Annotated in this window: 19 protein-coding genes and 1 tRNA gene; 9 read left to right on the forward strand and 11 right to left on the reverse strand. The window is 68.5% G+C overall.

The genetic code is table 11. The features are described from left to right. Positions 1-127 precede the first annotated feature (127 nt). The 4 genes from ABZS61_RS07120 (at position 128) to pknB (ending at position 6,674) form a co-directional block, all read left to right on the forward strand. Complete coding sequence (locus ABZS61_RS07120) at positions 128-1,630, forward strand: Stp1/IreP family PP2C-type Ser/Thr phosphatase (RefSeq protein ID WP_356417134.1); 1,503 nt, start codon at positions 128-130, stop codon at positions 1,628-1,630. A 23-nt stretch (positions 1,631-1,653) separates the two neighbouring features. Then, positions 1,654-3,063, forward strand: coding sequence for an FtsW/RodA/SpoVE family cell cycle protein (locus ABZS61_RS07125; RefSeq protein WP_356417135.1), 1,410 nt, complete (start codon positions 1,654-1,656; stop codon positions 3,061-3,063). Beyond that, the gene (locus ABZS61_RS07130; RefSeq protein WP_356417136.1) at positions 3,060-4,514 is read left to right on the forward strand and encodes a penicillin-binding transpeptidase domain-containing protein; all 1,455 of its coding nucleotides are present in this window, start codon (positions 3,060-3,062) and stop codon (positions 4,512-4,514) included. The genes ABZS61_RS07125 and ABZS61_RS07130 overlap by 4 nt, the downstream gene beginning before the upstream one ends. A gap of 171 nt (positions 4,515-4,685) precedes the next feature. Further along, positions 4,686-6,674, forward strand: a complete 1,989-nt coding sequence (gene pknB, locus ABZS61_RS07135) for a Stk1 family PASTA domain-containing Ser/Thr kinase (protein WP_356417137.1) — start codon at positions 4,686-4,688, stop codon at positions 6,672-6,674. Between the two features lie 403 nt (positions 6,675-7,077). Here pknB and ABZS61_RS07140 read toward each other — a convergent pair whose 3' ends face one another. The 5 genes from ABZS61_RS07140 to ABZS61_RS07160 all read right to left on the reverse strand — a co-directional run bounded on the left by ABZS61_RS07140 (position 7,078) and on the right by ABZS61_RS07160 (position 10,835). Then, the gene (locus tag ABZS61_RS07140; RefSeq protein WP_356417138.1) at positions 7,078-7,809 is read right to left on the reverse strand and encodes a class E sortase; all 732 of its coding nucleotides are present in this window, start codon (positions 7,807-7,809) and stop codon (positions 7,078-7,080) included. A gap of 26 nt (positions 7,810-7,835) precedes the next feature. Further along, a complete protein-coding gene (locus ABZS61_RS07145; RefSeq protein WP_356417139.1) occupies positions 7,836-9,155 on the reverse strand; it encodes a class E sortase in 1,320 nt (439 codons plus the stop codon). Further along, positions 9,152-9,790 (reverse strand): aminodeoxychorismate/anthranilate synthase component II, encoded by a 639-nt coding sequence (locus tag ABZS61_RS07150; protein WP_356417140.1) that lies wholly within the window; start codon positions 9,788-9,790, stop codon positions 9,152-9,154. The genes ABZS61_RS07145 and ABZS61_RS07150 overlap by 4 nt, the downstream gene beginning before the upstream one ends. Beyond that, complete coding sequence (locus ABZS61_RS07155; RefSeq protein WP_356417141.1) at positions 9,787-9,975, reverse strand: hypothetical protein; 189 nt, start codon at positions 9,973-9,975, stop codon at positions 9,787-9,789. Before ABZS61_RS07155 ends, ABZS61_RS07150 begins: the two co-directional genes overlap by 4 nt. A 134-nt stretch (positions 9,976-10,109) precedes the next feature. Then, a complete protein-coding gene (locus ABZS61_RS07160) occupies positions 10,110-10,835 on the reverse strand; it encodes a DUF881 domain-containing protein (RefSeq protein ID WP_356417142.1) in 726 nt (241 codons plus the stop codon). Between the two features lie 179 nt (positions 10,836-11,014). Between ABZS61_RS07160 and crgA the strand changes: the two genes are divergently transcribed. Then, the gene (gene crgA / locus ABZS61_RS07165; protein ID WP_329209142.1) at positions 11,015-11,269 is read left to right on the forward strand and encodes a cell division protein CrgA; all 255 of its coding nucleotides are present in this window, start codon (positions 11,015-11,017) and stop codon (positions 11,267-11,269) included. Positions 11,270-11,510: 241 nt separating this feature from the next. On the opposite strand, the gene ABZS61_RS07170 is transcribed toward crgA, so the two are convergent. Continuing rightward, on the reverse strand, positions 11,511-12,419 hold the full coding sequence (locus tag ABZS61_RS07170) for a rhomboid family intramembrane serine protease (RefSeq protein ID WP_356417143.1): 909 nt from the start codon (positions 12,417-12,419) through the stop codon (positions 11,511-11,513). Between the two features lie 192 nt (positions 12,420-12,611). After that, positions 12,612-13,139, reverse strand: a complete 528-nt coding sequence (locus ABZS61_RS07175) for a peptidylprolyl isomerase (protein ID WP_356417144.1) — start codon at positions 13,137-13,139, stop codon at positions 12,612-12,614. A 350-nt stretch (positions 13,140-13,489) separates the two neighbouring features. On the opposite strand from ABZS61_RS07175, the gene ABZS61_RS07180 reads away from it, so the two are divergent. After that, on the forward strand, positions 13,490-14,215 hold the full coding sequence (locus tag ABZS61_RS07180; RefSeq protein WP_356417145.1) for a DUF5324 family protein: 726 nt from the start codon (positions 13,490-13,492) through the stop codon (positions 14,213-14,215). Positions 14,216-14,603: 388 nt separating this feature from the next. Here ABZS61_RS07180 and ABZS61_RS07185 read toward each other — a convergent pair. After that, positions 14,604-14,676, reverse strand: a tRNA-Ala gene (locus ABZS61_RS07185). 170 nt (positions 14,677-14,846) lie between these two features. Between ABZS61_RS07185 and ABZS61_RS07190 the strand changes: the two genes are divergently transcribed. Both ABZS61_RS07190 and ABZS61_RS07195 read left to right on the forward strand, forming a co-directional pair. After that, entirely contained in the window at positions 14,847-15,395 is a 549-nt protein-coding gene (locus ABZS61_RS07190; RefSeq protein WP_266922196.1) for a DNA-binding protein, read from the forward strand. A 106-nt stretch (positions 15,396-15,501) separates the two neighbouring features. Beyond that, entirely contained in the window at positions 15,502-16,890 is a 1,389-nt protein-coding gene (locus tag ABZS61_RS07195) for a serine/threonine-protein kinase (RefSeq protein WP_356417146.1), read from the forward strand. 24 nt (positions 16,891-16,914) lie between these two features. On the opposite strand, the gene ABZS61_RS07200 is transcribed toward ABZS61_RS07195, so the two are convergent. The 3 genes from ABZS61_RS07200 to ABZS61_RS07210 form a co-directional block, all read right to left on the reverse strand. Then, positions 16,915-18,252 (reverse strand): hypothetical protein, encoded by a 1,338-nt coding sequence (locus ABZS61_RS07200; protein ID WP_356417147.1) that lies wholly within the window; start codon positions 18,250-18,252, stop codon positions 16,915-16,917. Beyond that, positions 18,249-20,195 (reverse strand): VWA domain-containing protein, encoded by a 1,947-nt coding sequence (locus ABZS61_RS07205; RefSeq protein WP_356417148.1) that lies wholly within the window; start codon positions 20,193-20,195, stop codon positions 18,249-18,251. The genes ABZS61_RS07200 and ABZS61_RS07205 overlap by 4 nt, the downstream gene beginning before the upstream one ends. Positions 20,196-20,369: 174 nt before the next feature. After that, entirely contained in the window at positions 20,370-20,504 is a 135-nt protein-coding gene (locus ABZS61_RS07210) for a DLW-39 family protein (RefSeq protein ID WP_003958712.1), read from the reverse strand. A gap of 294 nt (positions 20,505-20,798) precedes the next feature. Between ABZS61_RS07210 and ABZS61_RS07215 the strand changes: the two genes are divergently transcribed. Further along, on the forward strand, positions 20,799-21,173 hold the full coding sequence (locus ABZS61_RS07215) for a DUF6344 domain-containing protein (protein WP_356417149.1): 375 nt from the start codon (positions 20,799-20,801) through the stop codon (positions 21,171-21,173). Positions 21,174-21,895: the final 722 nt, after the last annotated feature.

The raw sequence follows: 21,895 nt of genomic DNA on the forward strand, positions 1-21,895 counted from the left end.
CGACAATGAGCGAGCGGAGCGAGCGAGCCGCGGCGGTCCTGACAACGGACCCGGCCCGGCTCCCGACCGGAGGGTGGGCAGTGTGGCTCGAGACCGGCTGTACCCCGAGCCGACGGGCGAGGTGCGCATGAGCTTGTCGCTGCGCTTCGCCGCCGGATCGCACAAGGGCATGATCCGGGAAGGGAACGAGGACTCCGGCTACGCCGGTCCCCGCCTTCTCGCCATCGCCGACGGCATGGGCGGCCAGGCGGCCGGCGAGGTCGCCAGCTCAGAGGTGATCTCCACGCTCGTCCAGCTCGACGACGACGTACCGGGCTCCGACATCCTCACCTCGCTCGGCACGGCGGTCCAGCGGGCCAACGACCAGCTGCGTGTCATGGTCGAGGAGGACCCCCAGCTGGAGGGCATGGGCACGACGCTCACGGCCCTGCTCTGGACCGGCCAGCGCCTGGGTCTCGTCCACGTCGGCGATTCCCGTGCCTACCTCCTGCGCGACGGAGTCCTGACGCAGATCACCCAGGACCACACCTGGGTGCAGCGTCTCGTCGACGAGGGCAGGATCACCGAGGAAGAGGCCACCACGCACCCGCAGCGCTCCTTGCTGATGCGGGCCCTGGGCAGCGGCGACCATGTCGAGCCCGACCTCTCCATCCGTGAGGTCCGTGCCGGTGACCGCTACCTGATCTGCTCGGACGGGCTCTCCGGCGTCGTCTCCCACCAGACGATGGAAGAGACCCTGGCCAGCTACCAGGGCCCTCAGGAGACCATTCAGGAGCTCATCCAGCTCGCCCTGCGCGGCGGTGGCCCCGACAACATCACCTGCATCGTCGCCGACGTCCTGGACGTCGACAACAACGACACCCTGGCCGGGCAGCTCAACGACACCCCCGTCATCGTCGGCGCGGTCGCCGAGAACCAGGCCGCCCAGCAGGGCGACAGCCGAGCCATGGAAACGCCCGCAGGACGCGCGGCCGGCCTCGGCCGTCCCGTCCCGCCGCCCTCCGGAGGCTTCGGCCCGCCCGGCAGCGGTGACGACATGGGCTACGGCTCCGGTCCGGACGGCGCCTTCAACTCGTACAGCGACGACGACTTCGTCAAGCCCCGCGGCGGCCGCAAGTGGCTGAAGCGGTCCTTCTACATCGTCCTCGCGCTGGCCGTCATCGGCGGCGGCGTGTACGGCGGTTACCGCTGGACCCAGACCCAGTTCTACGTGGGCGCCAAGGACGAGAACGTCGCACTGTTCCGCGGCATCAGCCAGGACCTCGCCTGGGTCTCGCTCTCGAAGGTCGAGGAGAGCACCAAGATCGAACTGAAGTACCTCCCGCCCTACCAGCGCAAGCAGGTCGAGGCGACCATCGCCGAGGGCAACCTCGCCGATGCCCGCAAGAAGGTCAGTGAGCTCGAAGCGCAGGCCTCCGCCTGCAAGAAGGACGCGCAGCGCCGCGCAGCCGAGGCGGACAGCAATGCCGCCACGGGCCAGGGCGAGGCAGGCGGCACCGCCGGTGCCCCCGCCGCCAGGACTTCCGCCACATCCTCCGCCAAGGGGACCAAGACGACCGCGACTCCCACTCCCGGCCCCAGCCTCTCGGAGGAAGAGAAGAAGCTGGTCCCGCAGTGCGGTAAGCAGTAAAGCCGTAGGGGGCCTTCAGCACCATGAGCGTTGTCACCAACACCACCACCATCGGCGCGATCGATGCGCCGAGCCGCCGCAACACCGAACTGGCGCTGGTTGTCTTCGCCATCGCCATCTCGGTGTTCGCGTACGCCAACGTGGGGCTTGCCATGGACGGCACGCTGCCCTCCGGCATGTTCGGATACGGACTCGGGCTGATACTGCTCGGTGGCGTCGCCCACCTCGTTGTCCGCAAATTCGCCCAGTATTCGGATCCGCTCCTGCTGCCCCTGGCCATTCTGCTCAACGGGCTCGGTCTGGTGTTGATCTGGCGCCTCGACCAGTCGCCGCGGCTGATCCGACGGGCCGAGACCCTGTTCGGGTCCTTCAGCCCTGACGCCCCCAAGCAGCTGATGTACTCGGCTATCGGGGTTGTCCTGTTCGTCGCCGTACTGCTCGTGCTGAAGGACCACCGGATCCTTCAGCGTTACACCTACATCTCCATGGTCGTAGCGCTCGTGCTACTGATCCTGCCGATGTTCTTCCCCGCCGTGAACGGTGCCAAGATCTGGGTCAGTCTCGGCCCCTTCTCCATCCAGCCCGGCGAGTTCGTAAAGATCATCATCGCGGTCTTCTTCTCCGGCTACCTGATGGTGAAGCGCGATGCCCTGGCCCTGGCCAGTCGGCGCTTCATGGGGATTTACCTGCCGCGCGGCCGGGACCTCGGACCGATCCTCGTCATCTGGGGACTGTCCATCCTGATCCTGGTCTTCGAGACAGACCTCGGTACATCACTGCTGTTCTTCGGCCTCTTCGTGATCATGCTGTACGTGGCGACGGAGCGAACCAGCTGGATCGTTTTCGGTCTGCTGATGTCCGCCGTCGGAGCCGTTGGCGTCGCAACCTTCGAACCCCATGTCCAGCAGCGCGTGAACGCATGGCTCGACCCGTTCTCCGACAAGACCCTGCAGCAGAGTGACCAGATCGCCCAGTCCCTCATGTCGTTCGGTTCCGGCGGAACCCTCGGCACTGGCTGGGGTCAGGGAAACTCCGACCTGATCGGCTTCGCCGCGAACGCGGACTTCATCCTTTCCACGGTCGGCGAAGAGCTGGGCCTGGCCGGAATGATGGCCGTCCTGCTCCTCTACGGCCTGATCGTCGAACGCGGTGTCCGCACGGCGCTCGCCGCCCGCGACCCCTTCGGCAAGCTCCTTGCTATCGGCCTCTCCGGTGCTTTCGCCATCCAGGTCTTCGTCGTCGCCGGCGGTGTCATGGGGCTCATCCCGCTGACCGGTATGACCATGCCCTTCCTCGCGGCCGGTGGTTCGTCCGTCATCGCCAACTGGGCCCTGATCGGCATCCTGATCAGAATCAGCGACACCGCACGCCGTCCGGCGCCGGCCCCCGCACCCTCCCCGGACGCCGAGATGACCCAGGTGGTCCGACCGTGAACAAGCCCCTCCGCCGGATCGCGATCTTCTGCGGCATCCTCGTCCTGGCCCTGCTGATCCGCACCAACTACCTCCAGTACGTCCGCGCCGACGAGCTCAACTCCAACGAGCACAACCGCCGCGTCCAGATCGAGCGCTACGCCCACGAGCGCGGCAACATCATCGTCGACGGGGAGCCTGTCACCGGTTCCGTCGAGACCACCGGAAGCGACTTCAAGTACAAGCGGGTCTGGAAGAACGGCCCCATGTGGGCACCCGTCACCGGCTACTCCTCGCAGGCCTTCGACGCCTCCCAGCTGGAGAGCCTCGAGGACGGCATCCTCACCGGCAACGACGACCAGCTGTTCTTCGACCGGACGCTCTCGATGTTCACCGGCGACAAGAAGACCGGCGGGAACATCGTCACCACCCTGAACGGCGCCGCCCAGAAGGCCGCCTTCGAAGGGCTCGGCAGCAGGAAGGGCGCCGTCGCCGCGCTCGACCCGCAGACCGGTGCCATCCTGGCCCTGGCCAGCACCCCCTCGTACGACCCCTCGGTCTTCGCGGGCAACAGCCTTAAGGACTCGGACGCGCGGCAGAAGCTCCTGAAGGACAAGGACAAGCCGATGCTGAACCGGGCCCTGCGGGAGACCTACCCGCCCGGCTCGACGTTCAAGGTCGTCACAGCCGCCGCGGCGCTGGAGAACGGCCTCTACACCGACATCGACGCGAAGACGGACTCCCCGCTGCCCTGGCGGCTCCCGCAGTCGACCAATCTGCTGCAGAACGAGGGGAACATCCCCTGCAAGGACGCCTCGCTCCGGGAGGCACTGCGCTGGTCCTGCAACACCGTCTTCGGCAAGATGAGCGACGACCTCGGCAACGACAAGATGATCGAGCAGGCCGACAAGTTCGGCTTCAACGAGGAAGTCTTCACGCCCGTCCGAGCCGACGCCAGCATCTACCCGAAGGACAACCGGCCCCAGAACGCCATGGCGGGCATCGGCCAGGCGTCCAACCGCACGACACCGCTGCAGATGGCCATGGTGGCGTCCGCGATCGCCAATGACGGCAAGCTCATGCAGCCTTACATGGTCGCCCAGCGCCAGGCCCCCAATCTGGACCCCGTCTACACCCACGAGAAGGAGCAGCTCAGCGAGCCGCTCTCGGGTGAGAACGCCCAGAAGCTGCAGCAGATGATGGAGACCGTGGTCAAGAACGGCACGGGAACCAACGCGCAGATCGACGGCGTCACAGTCGGTGGCAAGACCGGAACCGCCCAGCACGGGCTCAACAACAGTGAGAAGCCCTACGCCTGGTTCATCTCGTACGCCAAGACCGACAGCGGCTCACCCGTTGCCGTCGCCGTGGTCGTCGAGGACGGCAATGCCAATCGGGACGACATCTCCGGCGGCGGCCTGGCCGCGCCGATCGCCAAGAGTGTGATGCAGGCGGTTCTGGACGGAAAGTAGTGAGACCCGTCACAGCATCCGCCAACACCAGCACATTGGGATACCGGTCGGATATCAGGTGACGGGTGCGGGCCGATCACGCCGGGAGTGCCCGGTAGCGTATGCGCGAACAGCGCACCGCCGGACCACACACGGGTGCGGTCGGGACTGACGGAGAGGGCTGGATCAGTTATGGAAGAGCCGCGTCGCCTCGGCGGCCGGTACGAGCTGGGCTCGGTGCTCGGCCGTGGTGGCATGGCCGAGGTCTACCTCGCGCACGACACCCGGCTCGGCCGCACCGTCGCTGTGAAGACGCTGCGGGCGGATCTCGCCCGCGACCCGTCCTTCCAGGCCCGGTTCCGCCGTGAGGCCCAGTCGGCCGCCTCGCTCAACCACCCCGCGATCGTCGCTGTCTACGACACCGGCGAGGACTACGTCGACGGGGTCTCCATCCCGTACATCGTGATGGAGTACGTCGACGGGTCGACCCTCAGAGAGCTTCTGCACTCCGGCCGCAAGCTGCTGCCCGAGCGCACTCTCGAGATGACGGTCGGCATCCTCCAGGCCCTGGAGTACTCGCACCGCGCCCAGATCGTCCACCGCGACATCAAGCCGGCGAACGTCATGCTGACGCGCACCGGCCAGGTCAAGGTCATGGACTTCGGCATCGCCCGCGCCATGGGCGACTCCGGCATGACGATGACCCAGACCGCGGCGGTCATCGGCACCGCCCAGTACCTCTCCCCGGAGCAGGCCAAGGGCGAACAGGTCGACGCGCGCTCCGACCTGTACTCCACCGGCTGTCTGCTCTACGAACTCCTGGCGGTCCGGCCCCCGTTCGTCGGGGACTCGCCCGTCGCGGTTGCCTACCAGCACGTGCGGGAAGAGCCGCAGCCGCCGAGCAACTTCGACCCCGAGATCACGCCCGAGATGGACGCGATCGTGTTGAAGGCCCTCACCAAGGACCCCGACTACCGCTACCAGTCGGCCGACGAGATGCGCGCCGACATCGAGGCCTGCCTCGACGGCCAGCCGGTCGCGGCCACGGCAGCGATGGGCGCGGCGGGCTACGGCGGCTACGACGCCTACGGCAACGACCAGCCCACCACGGCCCTGCGCCAGACGGACCCGGGCGGCGCCCAGACGTCCATGCTGCCTCCGGTCAACCCGGACGACGGCGGCTACGGCTACGACGACCGCCCCGACCGCCGGCGCCAGAAGAAGAGCAACACCTCGACGATCCTGCTGGTCGTCGCAGGCATCCTGGTGCTGATCGGGGCCATCCTCATCGGCCGCGAGGTCTTCAGCTCCACCGACGGGGGCGGCAGCGGCAAGGCCGACGTACCCAACATGGTCGGCTCGACGCTGGAGGATGCACAGAAACTCGCGAAGAATTCCGAGCTCCTCCTCACGGTCGGAGCGAAGGAACCCTGCGAGACCCAGGAGAAGGGCAAGATCTGCAGCCAGTCCCCGGAGGACGGCACGCTGGAGGTCGGCAGCACCATCACTGTGGTCGTTTCCACCGGCGCTCCGAAGGTCGAGGTCCCCAACGTCGTCGAGAAGACCGAGGAGACCGCCCGTAAGGAGCTGGAGGACAAGGGCTTCACGGTGACGGTTCAGGCGGTCGAGTCCGAGGCGACCGCAGGCACGGTCACCAAGCAGAAGCCCGAGGGCGGCACGAAGGCCGAGAAGGAGTCCGAGGTCACGATCACCGTGGCCAAGGAGGCCACGCAGAACGTGCCGTCCGTGGTCGGCAGGCAGTTCACGGACGCCGAGGCGCAGCTGAAGGGCGTGGGCTTCCCCAACATCTCCAGGACCGACGTCGACTCCCAGGAACCCTTGGGCACTGTGGTCGAGCAGACTCCGGAGGCGAACAGCAAGCAGGCCAAGGACGTCCAGATCGTCCTCAAGGTCTCCAAGGGCCCGGCCCAGCCCGAACAGGTCGCGGTCCCCGACCTGCAGGGCAAGACGCTCGGCCAGGCCAAGGCCGCCCTGGCCCAGGCCGGTCTGAAGCTGGGCCAGGTGAACGGCCAGAACGATGACAACGCGAGGGTCGTCGGCTTCCAGCCCTTGGCGGGTCAGATGGTCGCCAAGGACAGCGCGGTCAACGTACAGACCCTGCCGGGCAACGGCGGCGGAGACGGCAACATCTTCGGCGGCCCATCCGGCGCGGCGGACTGACCCGCAGCCCACGGCACCACCATCGGGCCCCGTTCACCTCGAGGTGAACGGGGCCCTTTGCTGTGCGGTGCCGCGGTGCCGCCGTGCCGCCGTACCGATGAGGCGGGTATCGAGCACTGGCCTCGAACCTCAGACGTGAAGGGTCGGTCGCACGCCCGCGTGCTCACGCTTGACGACGACGCACCGTCCTCGACGTCGCCATGCTGCTCCGCGTCAGCAACGTCGCACAGGTGCGCACGTACCTGTGCGACATGGCCCACGTCCCACGAACTCAGCCTGTGGACAACTCTCTCCGCAGGCACCGGGGGCCAGGGATGCGGAAGCCCGAAGTCGCATGGTCCGGTTGCGGCTTCGGGCCCGTTCAGTCCTGGGTGAGCGAGGTCCTCGAAGAACCTCGGTCGTCTCAGCGCAACTCCGCCGGCTTCGTCCTGTCCCGGTCGACCTTCTCGGTCCGCACCAGCTCGCCCCACACGATGTAGCGGTACTTCGACGTGTAGACCGGTGTGCACGTGGTCAGCGTGATGTAGCGGCCGGGCTTCTTCACACCGGACTCCTTCGGCACCGGTGCGATCGCGTCGACGTTGAACTTCGACGTCTCGGGGAGCTCCGCGAAGACCTTGTAGACGTACCAGGTGTCCTTGGTCTCGAAGACGACCGCGTCGCCCTTCTTCACCTTGTCTATGTTGTGGAACTTGGCGCCGTGCCCGTCCCGGTGCGCGGCCAGCGTGAAGTTGCCCTGCTCGTCCGTGGGCAGGGCCGACTTCACCGGGTCCGTGTAGTAGCCGGCGATGCCGTTGTTGAGCGTCTTGGGGTCGGTGCCCTTCTTGACCAGCACCTCGCCGTTCTTCATAGCGGGCACGTGCAGGAAGCCGATCCCGCCCCCGGTGTCCAGGGCTCCGGGCCCGCCCGCCCAGCGGTCGCGGATGGTGTCGCCCTGTTTGTCGGCCTCCCGGTCGGCCAGCACATTGGTCCACCACAGCGAGTAGACGACGAAGAGCCCCAGCACGAGGCCGGCGGTGATCAGCAGCTCGCCGAAGACGCTGACGGCCGCCGCGACGGGATGGCGGGTACCGCTGCGTCGCACCGGTGGCGCCGACTCGTCGGCGCGCTCTTCGTGCTCGGTCCTCGCTGCCACCGCACCCGTCCCTGTCGTGATGATGTTCAGCCGACGAGCGCGTCGGGCTTGCCCTTGCTGCGCGGTCGTTCCTCGACCATCTTGCCCCACACGATCATTCGGTACGTACTCGTGAATTCCGGCGTACACGTCGTCAGCGTGATGTACCTGCCCGGGCCGGTGAAGCCGGAACCCGGCGGCACCTCGCCGATCACCGAGACGTTGGACGGAGCCGTCTGGGGAAGGATGCTGACCATCTCGTAGGTGTAGTACGCGTCCTGCGTCTCGACCACGATCGGGTCGCCCGGCTTCAGCTTGTTGATGTAGCGAAACGGTTCGCCATGGGTGTTGCGGTGGCCCGCCACCGCGAAGTTCCCCTGCTTCGCCGACGGCATCGCGGTCTTCAGCTTGCCCTCGCCGTAGTGACCGACCATGCCCCGGTCGAGGACCTTGTCCTTGCTGATGCCCTCGGCGATCGGGGCGACCACGTCCAGCTTCGGGATGTGCATGATGGCAAAGCCCTTGCCGGGCTCGAACGCGCCCGGTGTGCGCTCGCCGTTCGCCCATTCGTCCTGGATCTTGTTCGTTTCCCGCCCGGCGATCTGATCGGCCCTGATGTTGGTCCACCACAGCTGATAGGTGACGAACAGGAGCATCAGCACCCCGAAGGTGATGAACACTTCGCCGACGACCCTGCTGGCGACGACAGCCGGGCTGTCCTTGGCGGCACGAGCAGCGCGCCGGGCCTCCAGCCGCGACATCGGGACGGCCGGCTTCGCCGTGCCCCCTTCCGCCGCGGGCAAGGGTTCTCCGCGCCGCCTTCCCCGCCCCTTGGCCGCCCGCCGGCGCTCGGCCCGCCCTCCTGTCGCGGAGGGCTCCGCAGCGGCCCCGGCCGCCGGCTCGTCGTCTTCGGCCGTCCGCTCCGCCCGCCGGGTATCGGCTGTCCGCAGGGCGACGGTCTCGTCGTTCGGAACCGGGGGAGCGGGGGCGCGGACCTGTGCGGGCGGCCCAGGATCGGGGATGGCTGCCTCGCGCGGGGCGGGAACCGGTTGAGGAGCCGGTTCCCGCGGCCCCTGCTGCCCGTACCAGTCCCGTTGATACCCCTCGGGGTCATACCACTCCCTCGGGGGCTGCTGGGGCTGCTGAGACGCGTGCTGGGCCTCTGCCGAGGGCTCCTGCCGAGCTCCACCGCCCGCCGGAACGCCCTCCGCCCGGAACCAGGGCGACGCATGCTGCCCCGGGAGCGGATCGTTCAACGGATCAGCAAGCCTGTCCACCGCCGCCTCGAAGATGCCGTCGCCCGCGTACGCTCCCTGCGCGTACGGGCCTTCCTGCCCGGCATCGGGTTCGGGACGGAGTGGGGTCACGCGACGGCCTTGCCCACCACCGGGGCGAGCCCCGCCGACCTCGCGACCGCCCCCGCATCGCCGCACTGCTCCAGCCAGTTGGCGAGCATCAGGTGACCGTGTTCCGTGAGCACCGACTCCGGGTGGAACTGCACACCCTCCACCGCGAGTTCGCGGTGACGCAGCCCCATGATGATCCCGTCCGCGGTGCGCGCCGTGACCTCGAGCTCGGGCGGAACGGTCTCCGGTTCCGCGGCGAGCGAGTGGTAGCGCGTCGCGGTGAAGGGCGAAGGCAGCCCGGCGAAGACTCCCTTGCCCTCGTGGATCACGGGGGAGGTCTTGCCGTGCAGCAGCTCAGGCGCACGGTCCACCACGCCGCCGTACGCGACCGCCATCGACTGCATCCCCAGACAGACGCCGAAGACCGGGACGCCGCTCCGCGCGCAGTGGTGCACCATGTCGATGCAGATGCCCGCCTGTTCCGGCGTGCCGGGGCCGGGAGACAGCAGGACGCCGTCGAAACCGTCCTGGGCGTGCCCCGTGGTCACCTCGTCGTTGCGCACGACCTCGCACTCGGCACCGAGCTGGTAGAGGTACTGGACGAGGTTGAAGACGAAGCTGTCGTAGTTGTCGACGACGAGAATGCGCGCGCTCACTGACCGGTCCCCGATCCGCCGGTGCTGTCGCCGTCCACCGTCACGTCACCGAACGGGAGCAGAGGCTCCGCCCAGGGGAAGACGTACTGGAAGAGCGCGTAGACAACGGCCAGGACGAGCAGGAGCGAGATGAAGCCCCGCACCCATGTGTTGCCCGGCAGATGCCGCCAGATCCAGCCGTACATGCTGTCGCCTCCATTCGGTACGGCACCAGACTAGAGGGCCCGGGCACAGGCGAGGGTCAGCTGTGGAAAGCTTTCGGCTCACTGTCCGTCACAGGCTGTACGGCGCCGCGTCCGGAGGCACACGGGGCGGGCGGTCACTCCACAGGCTGTGCGTAGTGGAGATCGATCGTGCCCGAGTAGCCGGGAAGGGTCGTCCTGTCGTGCTCATCGACCTTCCAGCCCAGGCCGTACGCCTTCACGTACAGCTGGTAGTTCTGGATCGCCGGGGAGTCGTTCAGCGCCTGCTTGAGCCTGTCCTGGTCGCCCACGGCCGTGACCTTGTACGGCGGCGAGTAGACCCTGCCCTGCAGGATCAGCGTGTTGCCGACGCAGCGGACCGCGCTCGTCGAGATCAGCCTCTGGTCCATCACCTGGATACCGCGGGCTCCGCCCTGCCAGAGCGCGTTCACCACCGCCTGCAGGTCCTGCTGGTGAATGACCAGGTCATTGGGTTGCGGCTCGGGGTATCCGGGGTTGGCCGTGGCGTTCGGCGGGGCGTCGTTCAGGGTGACGCCGATGGCCGCGCCGGTGAGCTTCTTGGTGCCGGCGGCCCGCTCCAGGGCGGCGAGCTCGGCGTCCTGCGCCCTGGTGCTCCCGTCGTCACGCTGGGCGAGCGTGTCGATGTCCGCACGTACGGACGCGGTTGATTCGTCCAGCTCGGCGTTGTGCTCGCTGCGCTGCTGGATGAGGTCGGAGAGCTTCAGCAGGGAGGAGTCCGTGCGGATATCGGTACCCTTGGCCGTGTTTGCACTGGTGACGAAAATCAGTCCGGCCAGGGCGAAAACGGCAGCGGTGAGCGCCCGGACCGGCCATCGGGACATGCGCCGGACCGGCGATCGAGGAGAGTCGGCAGAATTGCTCAACGTACCCTTATCTCCTTAGGCGCCACGGAAGCACTACGCTAACGGACGCCCCGGGGAGGCAGCATTCCCCCTTGCGCCCCCGGCGCCAGCCACAGATCCCTGCGCGGTCACGCAGCGCATCGACAGGAGAGCCCCTCGTGCCGAAGTCACGTATCCGCAAGAAGGCCGACTTCACGCCTCCCCCGGCGAAGCAGGCAACCAACATAAAGCTGACCAACCGCAGTTGGGTGGCGCCGGTCATGCTGGCGCTCTTCCTGATCGGCCTGGCCTGGATCGTGGTGTTCTACGTCACCGAGGGTGACCTGCCGATCGACGCCCTGGGCAACTGGAACATCGTGGTCGGCTTCGGCTTCATCGCCGGCGGCTTCGGCGTCTCCACCCAGTGGAAGTAGCCCTGCCCTGAAGTTACCCACAGAGTTATCCACAGACAGGGGAAAAGGTCAGACGAACTGTGGATAACTTCCGTCGAAGTTGACGCCGGTGTGACTGCACACTCTCGCATCGCGGGAGGGTACGCCCCTTGTCCTGACTGGAGAAACCCAGTTCAGCGACAAGGGGCACACCTGTTCCCCACGTCATGCACAAGATCCGGCACACTCTGTGGACAACTCAGGCCCCGAACATCGATTCCGCTCAGGTGAGCGCTGCCGTCCTGGCGAGGACGATCCCGACGACCGCCACCAGGACCAGCGCACAGCTTCCGTACTGCACGAGATTCCGGCGGTCACGCGGTGCGTGCACCATGGCGATCGCGATCAGGGTGCCGGCGACCAGTCCGCCGACGTGCGCCTGCCAGGCGATCCCGCCCCATGGGTTGAAGGTGAAGATCAGGTTCACCACGAGGAGCGCGATCACCGGCCGCATGTCGTAGTTCATCCGGCGCATCAGCACGGCAGTGGCACCCAGCAGCCCGAAGATGGCACCGGAAGCCCCGAGCGAACCCTGCGCGGGATCGGAGATCCAGTACGTGAGCGCGCTGCCCGCGAGGCCGGAGAGCAGGTAGAGCGTGAGGTAGCGCGCACGGCCGAGCGCCTCTTCCAGCGGCCCGCCGAGCCACCACAGGCCCAGCATGTTGAAGGCGATGTGCCACACATCCTGGTGCAGGAACATCGAGGTCACCAGGCGGTACCACTGCCCCTCGGCAACCCCCTCGACGCCGCCCCCCGGGTCGCCCGAATAGGCACGGCCGAACAGCAGGAGATCGTCGACCAGCCAGGACCTGCCGGTGACCCAGACGGCGACGAACACCGCGAGATTGATCCCGAGAAGGACCTTGGTGATCAGCCGGGGGTCCTCCGCGACGGTGCCGCCCGCCAGGGTGCGCGGCCGGTTCGCCGCAGAGTGATGCCCCGTACCGGACCCCTCACGGACGCACTCCGGACACTGGAAGCCCACCGAGGCGCTGATCATGCACTCGGTACAGATCGGCCGCTCGCACCGTACGCAGCGGATCCCCGTCTCCCTGCCCGGGTGCCGGTAACACCTGAGCGGACCCTCCGTGGCCGCTGACGGGTCCTGGCCTTCTGGCGGCTGCTGCTCCATCGGTCATGGCCCCTTCGGTCCTCGTCCGTGGAGGCGGCGCACATGCCACCGCCCCGCTCGCCCGTTATGTAACAGTACGGACGAGCAGGGCGGTTGGTTCCCCGCACGGGTGCACTCGGCGTCCCCTGCACGGATGTCCGCAGGATCCCCGCTCGTGTCCCTCGCGTGGCAGCGGCCGACGGCCTGCCGTGATCAGCGGCTCTCGATGAGGACCGACTCGATCACCACGTCCTGCAGCGGACGGTCGGTGCGCGGGTTGGTCGGAGCCGCCGCGATGGCGTCCACGACCTTCTTGCCGGCCTCGCCCGCGACCTCACCGAAGATCGTGTGCTTGCCGGTCAGCCATGCGGTGGGCGACACCGTCAGGAAGAACTGCGAACCGTTCGTCCCCGGGCCCGCGTTGGCCATTGCCAGCAGGTAGGGCTTGGTGAAGCCGAGGTCCGGGTGGAACTCGTCGCCGAACTCGTACCCCGGGCCGCCCGTGCCGTTGCCCAGCGGGTCGCCGCCCTGAATCATGAATCCGCTGATGACACGGTGGAAAACGGTGCCGTCGTACAGCCTGTCCGACGACTTCTGACCGGTCGACGGGTTCGTCCACTCACGCTCGCCCGTGGCGAGCTCGACGAAGTTCTTGACCGTCTTGGGCGCGTGGTTCGGCAGGAGCCGGATCTCGATGTCGCCTTGGCTGGTCTTCAAGGTGGCGTAAAGCTGCTCGGCCACGATCTGCCTTCCGTAAGTCTTCGCTGACGACCACCGATACTCGCACGGAGCACCCCCTTCGCCGCCCGGTCGCCGCCCCGGCAGGCGGCCGCACTCACCTTGTTGCCAGAGCTCCGGGCACCCTTCGGACACCTCCGGCGGGATTAATGCGGCCAAGTGCGGGACGACGCGGCGCGCCCCGGCGTGAACCGTGGCATTGTCGGCGGCACGCTCCCCTTGCACCGCATTGACCGACAGTGCCCCTCATGACCCGGATGCCCGTCCCGCATGGCGAGAACGGCCCCAGCAGGCATGATTTCGAAATGGGTGGATAGGCGGAGTACCTACCCGCCACCAAGGAGGAGGATCCCGTGACCCGCATCGACAGCGTGCGCGCCGCAACCTACTCGGCGAAGGACAGCGCGCAGCACGCCGCGGAAGTGGTGGCGCCCTACGCCGACACGGCCAAGGAACAGGCCGCGCACTACGCGCAGGAGGCTCGCGCACTGCTCGCGCCCAAGATGTCGAAGGCAGCCGCGCAAGCCCGTGTCCAGTACGACGCGTATCTGGCACCACGTATCGAACAGGCGCTGACCCACGTGCCCCCCAAGGTCGACGATGCCGCACACCGTGCGGCTGTCCGGACCCGCAGGGCGGCCCGCAGCGCGGCCGACTACACCGTTCCACGGGTCGAGCACGCGGTCGCCGTGGCCCAGCCCATGGCCGAGGAGGCCACGGCCCGCAGTGCCGCCGCTCTCGCCGCGCTGCGCGGCCAGGTGACGGCCAAGGAGATCCAGAAGCTCATCAGGAAGCACGAGCGACGGGCCAAGGCCGGCCGGGTGGCCAAGGGGTTCCTTGTGCTGGGCGCCCTGGCGGGCGGCGCTTTCGCAGCCTGGAAGTGGTGGGACAAGCAGGCCAACCCCGACTGGCTGGTCGAGCCTCCGGTCGCCACCGAGGTTCCGGACGAGCGCACACCGCTGACCTCGGTCGACGGCAGCGGCGGTGCAGTGCTCGACCCGGAGGTCAGGGCCAAGCAGGACGACGCCGAAGCCGGCTCGGAGACAACGGACGGCACTGACCGCGACGACCGCCGCTGAGCACCCGCGCAACTCTCAGCGCGAGAGGGGCGCCGAAGACCGTGAGGTCTTCGGCGCCCCTCCGTGCTGCGTGCGGTGTGCGGGTGACCGAAGCGTGGACGGCCGGATGGGCTGAGGCTCGCTCGGCCCCGGAAGCCGACAGCACCCGGCCGTACGTCACCGGCGGCGCCGGATTATTCGGCCCCTGGCAGGCGGTCGAGTCGGCGCTGAGCCGGAGATCACAGTGATCGAACCACGCGGCTGAAGGGGCGCCCCACACACCGTGGGCGCCACCACCCCGCCGGCAACCGCCCGGGCGAGCACGCGCCCTCGAACTTCGACGACCCCGCCCAGGGGAACGAAAATGCCCCCCGCCCCGCGTTTCCGCAGGTCAGGGGGCATTTAACTGTGGAGCCTAGGAGATTCGAACTCCTGACATCTGCCTTGCAAAGGCAGCGCTCTACCAACTGAGCTAAGGCCCCGGAAAGGGGACAGCACCGGACACTTGCGTGTCACGACGTCCGCCGCAGACCAGAGTACCGGGTGACCCCCTGAATCTTGCAAAAGGATTGGGACTCCCGGTCTGCAACCGCTCTCCGTAAGATGCACGACGAGGTTCGCAGCAGCGAAGCCGCAGCGAAGGGGAGACGCAATGGACGCCGCGCAGCAAGAGGCAACGGCTAGAGCCCGGGAGCTCCAGCGCAGCTGGTACGGAGAGCCGCTGGGGGCGCTCTTCCGCAGGCTGATCGATGATCTCGGCCTGAACCAGGCCCGGCTCGCCGCGGTGCTCGGTCTGTCCGCTCCCATGCTCTCCCAGCTGATGAGCGGCCAGCGGGCCAAGATCGGCAACCCCGCGGTCGTCCAGCGCGTCCAGGCCCTGCAGGAACTCGCCAGTCAGGTCGCCGACGGCAGCGTCAGCGCGGGAGAAGCCACCGACCGAATGGAAGAGATCAAGAAGTCCCAGGGCGGCTCCGTCCTGACCAACACCGGCCAGACCACGACCACCGGGGGGGCACCCACCGTCCGCCGCGTGGTCCGCGAGATCCAGTCGCTGCTGCGGTCCGTCGCCGCGGCCGGCGACATCATCGATGCCGCGGACTCCCTCGCCCCGACCCACCCCGAACTGGCAGAGTTCCTCAGGGTGTACGGAGCAGGGCGCACCGCCGACGCGGTCGCGCACTACGAAGGCCACCAGAGCTAGACAGGCCCTGAGGCCCGGGGAGCAGGGTCCCGCTCGGCGGGACCCTGGCATGATCCCGACGGCCCGGGACACAGCCGAAACCGGAACGGGGAGCGGGCGCAGCGCAATGGGTGAGGTCTTCGCTGGTCGGTACGAACTGATCGATCCGATCGGACGTGGTGGGGTGGGCGCCGTCTGGCGCGCCTGGGACCACCGTCGCCGCAGGTACGTGGCGGCCAAGGTCCTGCAGCAGAGCGACGCGCACACGCTGCTGCGCTTCGTCCGTGAGCAGGCACTGCGGATCGAGCACCCCCATGTCCTGGCTCCCGCGAGCTGGGCCGCCGACGACGACAAGGTCCTGTTCACCATGGACCTGGTCAGCGGCGGATCGCTGGCCCATGTCATCGGCGACTACGGCCCGTTGCCACCGCGCTTCGTCTGCCACCTGCTCGACCAGCTGCTGTCCGGGCTGTCGACGGTGCATGCCGAGGGCGTCGTGCACCGGGACATCAAGCCGGCCAACATCCTGATGGAGGCCACCGGAACGGGCCGGCCGCATCTTCGGCTCTCCGACTTCGGTATCTCCATGCGTAAGGGCGAGCCGCGCCTGACCGAGACCAACTATGTGGTCGGCACGCCTGGTTACTTCGCGCCGGAACAGATGATGGGAGCAGAGCCCGACTTCCCCGCGGACCTCTTCGCCGTCGGTCTGGTCGCGCTCTACCTGCTGCAGGGGCAGAAGCCCGACGCCCAGGCGCTCATCGAACACTTCGCCGCACACGGCACTCCAGGCGCGCCCCAGGGCATCCCCGAGCCCCTGTGGCAGGTCCTGGCCGGTCTGCTGCAGCCCGACCCCCAGGCCCGCTTCCGGACCGCCACGGGTGCACGCAAAGCCCTGGCGGCGGCGGTCGAGATGCTGCCCGAGACCGACGCGGACAACGAGCCGGTGGAAGTCTTCGACCAGATCGGCCCCCTGCCTGCCGGATTCGGCCCCGACGGGCCCGTCAACAGCTCCCCGGGCTCCCAGAACCCCGCAAACGGCCGCCGGGCGCCCCTGCAGGGCCCCACGGGCGGGCATCAGATGCCTCATCAGGCACCACAGCAGGCCCCCGTACAGCAGCCCTACGCCCAGCCTCACGCCTCGATGTCGGAGACGGGCAGCTTCCACCTCGCCCCGCCGCCTCAGCAGGCACAGCCGAACACGCCCCCCACCTCGTTCCCGGCGCACGCGGCCTCCCCTTCCTCCGCCTCAGCACCGGACCTCGCCCAGGCTCCGACAGCAGCGGTGCAGCACGATTCATTTCCTACTCGTGCATACACCGCCCAGCACCCTCAGGTTCCGCACCCGGGCACGGCAGTTGTCCAGCCCGCCTCCGCCACAGGGCACTCCGTCCACGGGAACGCCCCGCACGCTCCCCGAACGCGCCCGGGACCGCCCCCGAAGGTGGCGGTCCCGGTTCTGCTCGTCGCGCTGATCTGTTTCGCGGTGGGCATCTGGGCGCTGACCCAGACCTGACGGTCCACCCGCCGCGGTAGCCGCCTACCAGGCCTGGGGCGGTCCGCCGAACGGCGGCTGCCCGCCTGCGCCCGGCGGCGCAGCGGCCGGTTCGGCCCGGCGCCTGGCCATCAGCGTCCACGCCCCGAGCCCGAGCACCAACACGGAACCCGCGCCGATCCCCGCTGCGGCCACCATCTTCATGGTGTCGCTCTCGCGGGCCTGGGGGGCACTCTGGCCGGTCTCGGCCAATTCCTTGTCCTCATCGGTGACGCCGAAGATCCCTGCGTCCCCCTTGTACGGCGTCGGACCGGCCTCGTCACGGACGTTGATCCTGAGCGTCAGTCCGATCCCCGTGTCCCCGTAGCGTTCGGCGGCCTCCGGGGTGAGCGTCACCGACAGGTAGTACCAGCCCGCGAACCGCATGGCCGCGACCTTCGAACTCGAGGCGTAGCGGTTCTCGTACGCGACCGCGGGCAGCGGGTCCAGAGCGCCCGAGACGGGCGCCCCGGAGTAGGACATCGTCGCGTCGTCGACATGGCCGCGCGCCGGATTGTCCAGCGACAGCGCCAGGGCGTTGCCGAGGTACTCGGTCGAGGCGTTGTTGTTGCTGAGCGAGGCCGAGGCGAAGATGCGCTGCCCCCAGTCGACCGGTACACGGTAGAAGCGCGTCTGGCCGGGCGTGATGCTGTCCACCCACTCGCCGGACTTCAGACTGGTGGCGTCGTAGTAGCTGCTGCCACCGGCCCGCTTCTGCTTCCCGGCGGGCGGAGCGGGCGAGGCGGACGACCAGTTCTCCGGCGCTTCGGTGGGCAGCGAGCCGGCGTCCTTCAGTGCGGGCTCCGCGTCGTACCGCAGTTCCAGGTCCCACTCGTCCGAGGCCGAGGTCGCCTTGCTCTCACGCTCGATCAGCACGTTGTACGTGCCGGCCGCGCTGCACGGGTCGTCGCCGTCCTCCACGGTCCGATGGGCGTAGGCGGCGATCGGGCGGGGGAATTCCGCCGATTCGAAGATCGCGTCCTCGGAACTGCACCGGGTGTCGTCGAGGTCCCTGATGCTGACCGTGATGCCGTCCCCGTAGGCGACCTTGCCGGCCTTCTTCGGCACGACCACCGCGGACACATACGCATTGGTCCTGTTGTCGAGCCTCAGGCGGTAATAGAGCTTCTGGCCCCGCCCGATCGAACTCCTGTAGACCGAACCCGGCTTGAGTTCCGCAGCGTCGGCGTTCGTCTCCGTGCCCTTGACCGTCGTCGCCGCGGGATCGAAGGCGTACGACGCGGGACCGTCGGCCGCGTGCGCCTGTCCCGGCAGCACCGCGACGGCGCACATAGCCGCGATCGATGCCAGGATCACCCGGCCCCTGTTGCGCTGCCTGTTCACGCACTTCCCCTTGTCGTCCGCCGGCCCGGCCTGCGACGGCTGCGTACGAACACGAGCCCCGCGATCAGAGCGACCACGGCGCCCGCCCCGGCAGCGGTCGCGATGCCGGTCCATCCTGCCCCGCCCGAACCACTGCTGTCTGCGGCCACAGGCGATTTGCCGCCATCGTCCGCCTTCGTGTCACCGGACTTCCTCGTCGACGCGGGGGCTCCGTGCTGGGGCCCCGCGAGCGCGTCACCAAGGACCGCGACACGCAGCACCACGCCGATCCGGGGGTTCTCAGCGATCTCCGCGGCCTTCGCGCCCAGGGTCACCGCGATGTAGAAGTCGCCCTCGGTGTGCACCGGCTGGACCACGGACCGGGACTCGTAGCGGTTGGTCCAGGCGACCGGGACCGACCCCATGCTGATGGCGGCGGGCCGCCCGTTGTACATCGCTGTCGAGCTGAACCCACCACTGCCGTCGACCGGGAACCTGGCCGGGGTGAACAGCTGTGTCGCACCGTAGGAGTACGTGGAGGAGACGCCCTCCACGGTCGGCTCGTTCGCGAACTCCACGTCGTAGCGCACCTGCTGGCCCCAGCCGGCCGGAACCTTGTACCAAAGGGTCTGCGACGGCAGGATCCGGTCCCGCCACACCCCCTGGCCGAGCGCTCCGGCGTCGTTGAATCCGCTGCCGCCACGGACCTCACGCGGATCCCCCGAGGGCAGTGCGGCCTCCTTCCCGCCGTCCCCGTACTCCGGCCGGGACTGGGCCGGGGTGACCCCGTGGGCGAGCGGCGTCTCCACCCCGTACAGGAGCTCCAGGGGCCAACGGGCGGCGTCCGAGCCCTTCTTGCTCTGCCGTTCGACCACCAGCCAGTAGCGGCCCGCGGCGTCGCAGCTGCGGCTGCCGCCCTCGGAACGGATTCGGGAGACGGCCGAGGTGAGGGGGGTCGCCCCCTCGTTCTGGAAGAAGTGCTCGGTGTTCGTCCCACAGAGGGAGTCACGGGCGCCGTGGGCGATGCTGGTACTCAGGGCGTCGAGGCTGTCGACGGCCGCACCGGGCTGCGGAACCGCGGTCGCCGAGAAATCCGCAGTGGACACCGCGTCGAGGTCGACCGCGTAATACCGCTTCTCGCCCGGTCCGATGGTGTCCAGGTACTGCCCGGGAGCGATCTCAGGAGCCTTGTCCGCGGTCGTCGCTCCTTCGATCCGTTTGCCCTTCAGCCGGTAGCCGTCCGAGGAGAGCTGCGCCGACCGCTGCAGTTGCGTGGCGAGCGCCTCGGCATCGGGTGCGTCGTAGTAGCGCCCGTTACCCGCCTCCGCGATGCACTCGAGCTGCTTGCGGGCCGTGCCCTTCACCTGGAAGCCCACGGTGTCGATCCGCAGCCCGACCCCCTCCTTGCCGAGCTGTTCGGCGACCTCGCACGGCTGCGGCGTTCCGCAGTTGTCCTCTCCGTCGGAGACCAGGAGGATCGTGCGCGTCCCGATGGCACCGTTCCGGGGCTCGGGCAGGTCCTTGGCGGCCTTCTGCAGGGAAAGCCCGATGGGGGTGTCCCCTCTGGGACGCACGCCTGCCACGGCGCTCTTCATGGCGGCCCTGTCGAGCTTCTGCACCGGCCGTACGAGGCGGGTGTCGGCGCAGCCCCGGGGCCGGTCGGCGCCGTACACCCGAAGGCCGGCCGGGTAGCCGTCGGGCAGCGCATCGACCACTGTGCCCACGGCCCTACGGGCGCTCTCCATCCGGGTCCTGCCCGTGCCGTCGTCGTCGCCCATGGATCCGGAGGAGTCGAGCACCATCACCAGGCTGCTCGAGCCGTCCTGAGCGACCGAGGCGCCCGGCCCTGCGGGTACGGAAGCCGCGGCGGGCATTCCCCCCGCCACGAGGGCGAGCAGCACTCCGGCCAGTACCCCTGCCGTTGCCGTACGGCGGCGGGTTCCCGCCCTTGTCCGTGCCGCCATGGAAGCCCCCTGACCTGAAATCCACCCGAAACCCCGGCTGCTTTGCTCTAGCAACCTATTGATTTGCGTAGGTGAACTCAAGGGCACAGGTGTCACGATCCCGCAACAGCAGCACCCGGACAGCAAGGAGCCCCGGTCGCTCAGCGACCGGGGCTCACAGCAGGCTGTTCCGTCTCACACACCCGAACCTGCGGGCACGGAGTCGGTCGCCTCCGTCCAAAGATCCTGCTCGGCGCGATCCGCCTGGATCTGGCGGTACACGAGGAGCCCGCCGATGGCAGCCAGTGCGACCAGGAGAAGCTTCTTCACCGCGCGACCTCGTCTTTCCTTGACGTAAGGGACTTCTGCCGCCCGACTATACACACCGGCCGATACCGATCGGTGACCTCCCTGGAACCCAACCGCCGCACCGTTCCCGGCGCCCGTCCGGGCATCATCCGGGCCGCCCACCTCCCCGGAACCAGCCTTTTTCGGACCGGTTGAACCATAAGAGTGGTGTTCATCAGAAGATCGGCGCAGCGGCGGCGTCGGTCCAGGAATTCGGCAGCCACATCCACATCATCAGGAAGGTAAGCAAACCGGACCACCTGAAAGCGAGGGGCCATGAGCACCTTCAGGGTCAAGAGCATCTGGACCGCCTTCATCACCGCCTTCTTCGCACTCCTCGCCTCGCTTGGCCTCGCCACAGCACAGGCCACGGCCGCGCAGGCCACGACCGCGGAGCCCACGACCACGAACCAGCAGCACACGGGTGCGACCGCGGCAACCGCGACCACCCCGTCGGTGCGATGGACCCTTCCGCGTGACAGGGCGCTGCCACCCACGATGAAGCAGCGCATCCGCGCCGAGGCCCACGGTTCCTCACCGGCCACCCGCCAACTGTCCGCGGACACCACGGACGCCGCGCACGCGATGAACAGCACCCGCTCCACCCACGGCGGTACACCTGCCGGGGACTCGTCCCCGCTACCGCCCTGAGAGCGCCTCGGACGACACACAGGGCCCCTGCTCCGGTTCACCGGACGGGGGCCTTTCCCGTGCGCGTGACCACTGAGCGGAGCCCGTCACGTACACGTACACAACCAGGGCAGGCACTTCCCGCACACACCCAGGACAGGCGCTCCCCCGTGCAACCCCGCAGCCTGAGCCCGGGCGGCAACAGCCCGCCGGTAGCTACCCCCGAGCACCCGGAGCACCGACCGCGGGAGACCGGCAGAACACACCGCGGACGGCCCGGTCCGAGCACAGTGGCCCTCGTGGCCCTCCACGGGAAACCGGACCCGGAAGACGTCCGGTCCGGCGGACAACGGAAACACAGAAGGCCCCCGGTCCGTGAGGACCCGGGGGCCTTCCTGCCTGTGGGGCCAACAGGATCTGACCTGTGGCCTCATCCTTGTCAGGTCGGTCACGCCGGGGTTGCGACGTCGACCAACCGGCTCTGCGCTTTGGTCGATCGTCCCCTGAGGTCCGGCGCCGACCGTCGCTGTTCGCGCTTGTTGGTGTCAGCCGCGGATGTCATTCGGCATATGCCGCCATGGCAGGGCGCAAAGGATTGGGATGTAGCTACTCGGGTGCACTCACAGGCACCGGGGCGCTGAAGTTCTTGGGCCTTCCCCCGTGAAGGTGGGCACGCGGTTATTGATCACGCAGCGAGCGTGAGTTTAGCGGTGTGGTGTCGGTGTTCATATTCGTTGGGGCTG

The sequence above is a fragment of the Streptomyces sp. NPDC005566 genome (genome assembly GCF_040605575.1).
Classification (GTDB): domain Bacteria; phylum Actinomycetota; class Actinomycetes; order Streptomycetales; family Streptomycetaceae; genus Streptomyces.